The sequence below is a fragment of the Actinoplanes sp. NPDC051633 genome (assembly GCF_040681735.1).
In the GTDB taxonomy this organism is placed as follows: Bacteria; Actinomycetota; Actinomycetes; order Mycobacteriales; family Micromonosporaceae; genus Actinoplanes.
In genome coordinates this window covers 1-5,156 of sequence record NZ_JBFAZH010000550.1, presented here as the reverse complement: position 1 = coordinate 5,156, position 5,156 = coordinate 1, and the positions used below count along the sequence as shown (strand labels likewise).

General features: G+C 70.3%; 4 protein-coding genes. All 4 read right to left on the bottom strand.

Going from position 1 to position 5,156, the window contains the following annotated elements:
- Positions 1-225: 225 nt before the first annotated feature.
- A complete protein-coding gene (locus AB0M20_RS26315) occupies positions 226-1,044 on the bottom strand; it encodes a PrsW family intramembrane metalloprotease (RefSeq protein WP_364302567.1) in 819 nt (272 codons plus the stop codon).
- A gap of 35 nt (positions 1,045-1,079) precedes the next feature.
- Complete coding sequence (locus AB0M20_RS26310) at positions 1,080-2,300, bottom strand: multidrug effflux MFS transporter (protein ID WP_364302569.1); 1,221 nt, start codon at positions 2,298-2,300, stop codon at positions 1,080-1,082.
- 227 nt (positions 2,301-2,527) lie between these two features.
- Positions 2,528-4,162: a beta-1,3-glucanase family protein gene (locus AB0M20_RS26305; RefSeq protein ID WP_364302565.1), complete on the bottom strand. Its 1,635-nt coding sequence runs from the start codon at positions 4,160-4,162 to the stop codon at positions 2,528-2,530.
- A 108-nt stretch (positions 4,163-4,270) separates the two neighbouring features.
- The coding region (locus AB0M20_RS26300; protein WP_364302563.1) for a ricin-type beta-trefoil lectin domain protein at positions 4,271-5,156 on the bottom strand (886 nt) is incomplete at its 5' end.

Genomic DNA, 5,156 nt, shown 5'->3' with positions numbered 1-5,156 from the left:
CTGAACGCGGCCCGCCGCCGCCCGCAGGCCCGCCGGGTGCTGCGCGAAGCGCAGGCGATCGCCACCGAGTGCGGCTCGCCGGTGCTGGCCCGGCGCGCGGCGACCGCCTACGGCGCCGCAGGCGGCAAGCTCAGATAGGCGTCACGGCGACCAAGTCGCGATTCGCCCGCCGATGAGTTGAGGTCCAAAATGACGAGGCGGAGCCGACGTTGTTTGGACCTCAACTCATCGGCTCCCCGGGGCGGAGCGCCCGCCGAGCGAAGCGAGGCCACTCAGCTCAGCGAAGGCCCGGTAGCGGTGCAGCGCCCAGAAGAGCCAGCCGAGGCTGATGATGCCCAGGATGACGAAGACCAGCGCGCCGGAGAAGGTGTCCCACAGCGTGTGCAGGATGACCGCGCCGGCGAAGGTGGCCGCGAACTCCAGGAAGCGCTTGAACACCGGCGAGGCGATGAACGCCCACAGCGCGCCCGCGGTGAGCCCGGTCCAGGCGGTGTGCCCGGCCGGCGCGGTCAGGCCGCGGATGAACAGCGTCTCCTCGACCGCGCCGATGTTGCCCTTCGAGGCGAGCAGCGTGGTGAACGCGTAGCCCATCGTCTCCAGCGCCGCGAAGCCCATCCCGGACGCGACGCCGATCACCAGCCCGTCGGACGGCAGCCGGCGCTGGTGGCGGGCCAGCACGACGAAGAGCAGGATCACCGGCACGATGAGCTTCGCCGACTCCTCGATCAGGGCGACCAGGACCATCGGCAGGGCGCCGAGCCCGCGCAGCGTGTCGTATTCCAGCGTCCCGGCCACGACGGTGCCGATGACGCCGCCGAAGAAGGCCGCGACCAGCAGCGCGGACACCGGCACCTGCCAGCAGCCGGTGCGCGCCTGCGCGAAGGCCAGGAACGCCAGCGGCATCACGGTGGCGCCGAGAAGGATCAGGGCCGGCACGAAGTTCGGGTTCTGCGTCCGCACCAGGGTGCGCAGCACCACGAAGTAGAGGACCAGACCGACGACGAGGACGCCCAGCCACGCCAACCGGCGAGAACGATCACGCATGGTCAGAGATCCTCGTCCATCGATCCGGGTCACCGCTAGTGAGCCGCCGCCACCGCTACGTTGTCGTCCACGACGATCTGCCACGGCCGGGCGATCAGGAATAGCACCACGTTCGCCGCCAGCATGCCGCCGGCGATCACCGCGGCCATGCCGACCGCGCCGGTGCCGAGCACGCCGACCAGCGGCGCGGAGAGCGCCCCGACGCCGAACTGCACCGCGCCGAGCAGCGCGGCCGCCGTACCCGCCGCCTCGCCGTGCCGCGACAGCGCCAGCGCGGGTGCGTTCGGGAAGGCCAGACCGGCCGCGGCCAGCACCAGCCACAGCGGCGCCAGGATGCCGACCAGACCGCCGAAGCCGGTCGCCGCGTTGAGCAGCAGCACACCGCCCATCACCGCGCCGAAGGCCAGCGCCGTGGTGAGGATCTGGGACGGCGTCCAGCGGCGCAGCAGCCGCACATTCGCCTGGGTGGCGGCGATCAGGCCGACCGCGCCGCCGCCGAAGACGAAGCCGAACTGCTGCTCGGTGAGTCCGTACTGCTCCTGGAAGACGAAGGACGACCCGGCGACGTACGCGAACAGCGCCGCCATCGCCAGCCCGGCCACCAGGATCAGCCCGATGTACGCCCGGTCGGTGAACAGCCGCCGGTAGTCCCGCAACGTGCCCACCACGCCGCCGTTGCGCCGCCGCTGGACGGGCAGCGTCTCGGGCAGCGTCAGCGCCGCGAAGGTGATGATCCCGACGCCGAAGAGCGCCAACACCACGAAGACGCCGCGCCACGAGGTCCAGTTGAGGACGATCCCGCCGATGGTCGGTGCCAGGATCGGTGCCGCGCCCATCACCAGCATCAGCCGTGAGATCAGCTTGGCCGCGTCCAGGCCGGTGAACAGGTCCCGCACGATGGCCATGCCGATCACCATCGACGCCGCGGCGCCCAGGCCCTGCAGCACCCGCAACCCGCCGAGGACGGCGAGGTTCGGCGCGATGACGCAGAGCACCGAGGCGAGGATGTGGACGCCGATGCCGGCGAGCAGCGGGGTACGCCGCCCGAGCGCGTCGGACAGCGGCCCGATCACCAGCTGACCGAGGCCCAGACCGAGCAGCGTGCCGGTCAGCGTCAGCTGCACCGCCGCGGCGGTGGCCTCCCACTCGCCGGTGATCGCCGGCAGGGAGGGCAGGTACATGTCGATGGTGAGCGGGCCGATCGCGATCAGGGCGCCCAGCACCAGCACGAGTTTGAACCGTTGCCGTGTCGTCATGCGCTCGCCCAAGGTCGGCTCTGCCTCGGTGCGCTCCACCGCGAGGGTCATGGTGTTTCCCGTCCGTCGCTGATCTGTTGACACAGTGACGACAAGTCACGGCCCTACAGGACAATTCCGGGACGGCGATTTTCGTAATGGCCATCACAGCGGTTGTTTCGGGGACATGAAAAAGCCCGGCGTGTCGCGGGAAATCGCTTGACACGCCGGGCTTTCCGCCGGACTTTCTAGAACGGCGAGAGCTCGATCCCCGCAGCTCGCGGGTCACCCGAGTGCACGAGCGACTCCTGGTTCTGGACGTCGTCGAACGCGAATCCGTATGCCTTGCCGTCCACCATGTTCTCGTGAATCAACCGTGAATAGTGATTGGTCAGTGACCCCTGGTAGAAATCTGCCGCCGTACCCCCGGGCTGGGTGTCGATCCTGCCCAGGGTCGACCGGTGCAGCGCCGCGCACAGGGTCCGCGAGATCGGCCCGACCACCTGGTCGTTGGGTGCGGCCAGGGCGCCGTCGCAGCCCCAGACGTTCGAGGTGCTGGGCTTGGGAAACGAGGCGACCGTGCGGCCACCGGCGTCGGTGAAGTTCATGACGTTGCCGGTGGTCCGACCGGAGTACTTGATCTCCGGCCGGTCGCCGAACGGCTGCACCGTCAGGACCTTCGAGGTGTACGCGTTCCACGCGCCGGCGATGTACGGGTCCAGATACGCGGGGTCGAACGCGCCGCCGTCGGCCGCCTTGCCCGGCGCCAGCACCCGCAGCACCGTGCCGTCCGCTCGCGTGGTCACCGTCTTGGCGAAGCCCGGCGTGGCCCTGATCGCGTCGATCACCCGCTGCCGGCCGCCCGGCTTGACCTCGCCGGTCCGCATCGTGCGCCCGTCGCCGCCCTGCACGCTCACCACATGCGGGATCGCGAACATGTCGACCTGCGAGCTGTTCAGCCAGAGCCCCGAGTCGTTGAGCGTGAACTCCGACCAGTCGAAGAGGATGTCGCGGTTGGGGTCGCCGCCGGCCCACGGAGCGGGCTGCACCACGCCGTCGGTGGTGAGCCGGAAGTCCAGCTTGCGGCCGAACGACATGTAGAGCCGGCCGGACAGACCCTTCGGCATCTTGAGCGTGGCGCTGCCGCCGTTGCCCGGCCCGGCGATCGAGACGTCCGGCGCGGGCACCGGCGTGGACGCGCCACCGGTCCAGTTGTGGAAGGCGCCGCCCTGGTCGACGTAGCCGAGCTTGCCGGTCGCCAGGTTGACCCCGAGCACGTAGAGGAAGAGCGACTCGCTGCGGCCGGTCCGGTTGGTGACGTTGACCGGGAGCAGGTTCGAGGCGGCCGGCGGCGGGTTGCCGGCCGGCGGCTGCGTCGTCGGGGCGGTGGTCGGCGGCCTGGTGGTCGGAGAGGTGGTCGGAGCGGTCGTCGGGGTGGCCGGCGGCTTGATGGTCGGCGAGGTGGCCGGCGGGACCGGAGCTGTGGCGCCGCCGCCGTTGCAGGGTGCGCCGTTGAGCTTGCAGTTGACCGGCATCCCGCCGCTCGCGGTGAATCCGAAGGAGACCTTGGAGCCGATTGGGACCGAGCCGTTCCAGGGGCGGTTGGTGAACGTCCGGTGGGCGCCCGAGGCGGTCATGTCCGCCTCCCAGAAGCTGCCCACCGTCGCGCCCGCGGGCAGGTCGAACTCGACCTTCCAGGACGTCATCGCGGTGGTGCCGGCGTTGGTGATGGTGACGTCGCCCTGCCAGCCGGAGCCCCAGTCCGACGTCTTGCTGACGACGGCGGTGGCCGAGGCGGCCGAGGCCGGCAGGGCGATCCAGACGGTGCCCGTCGCGGCGACGACCGCGGCGGTGGTGAGGAGGAGAGTTCGGGAACGACGCATGGCCACGATCATCGATGAAAACGTGGCCCGCGCCGTTCGTTCAGCCAATCATTAAAGTTTGTTAAAGGTTCTGACCTGCGATAACAGTTTTCGCAGGAGAGATTCCCCCTATCCGCGCCGCCACTTCTGGTTCGCGCCGCCGGTGCAGTCCCAGATGATCATCACGGCGCCGTCGTTCGGGTTCCAGGCGTCGATGTCGAGGCACTTGTTCGCCTGCGGGTTGACCAGGTCGCCGGCCGCGGTGTGCACCCACTGCTGCGCGGCGTTGCCGTTGCAGGTGACGATCTGGACGGGGGTGCCGCTCGCGGTCGAGCCCCAGGCCACGTCGAGGCACTTGTTGTTCGAGGTGCGCAGCGTGCCGCCGACCGACTCCCAGCGCTGGGCCGCGGTGCCGTTGCAGGTGTACATCTGCACCCGGACGCCGTCGGCGAAGTTCCCGCCGGGCACGTCGAGGCACTTGTTGTGCCAGTTGCTGATCACCGCCTGGCCGCCACCGCTGCCGCCGCCGGTGGTGGTCAGCGAGAGTCCGTAGACGCCGAGGATCTCGTTGACCGGCTGGAACCACATGGTGCCGCCGGAGGAGCAGTTGCCGCTGCCGCCGGAGGTGACGCCCTGCGCCTGGTTGCCGGAGATCCACGAGCCGCCGGAGTCGCCCGGCTCGGCGCAGGCGTTGCTGCGGCTGAGCCCGGAGACCGAGCCCTGCGCGTAGTTGATCGTCTCGTTGCGGCCGAGCAGCGTGCCGCACCGCCAGCCGGTGGTGCGCCCGGACCGGCAGATCGAGCTGCCGACCGCCGCGTCCGCCGAGCCCGCCACGGTCACGTTGCCGCCCGCATAGTTGTTCACCCACGGCTGGGGGACCCAGTTGCCGTTGGTCCGCACCCACGCGTAGTCGTTGCCGGGGAACGACGACCCGGCGAAGGTGCCCTGCGAGACGTTGTTGTAGCCCAGCGTCGGGCTGCCGGTGCCGCCGCAGTGCCCGGCGGTCACGAAGCCG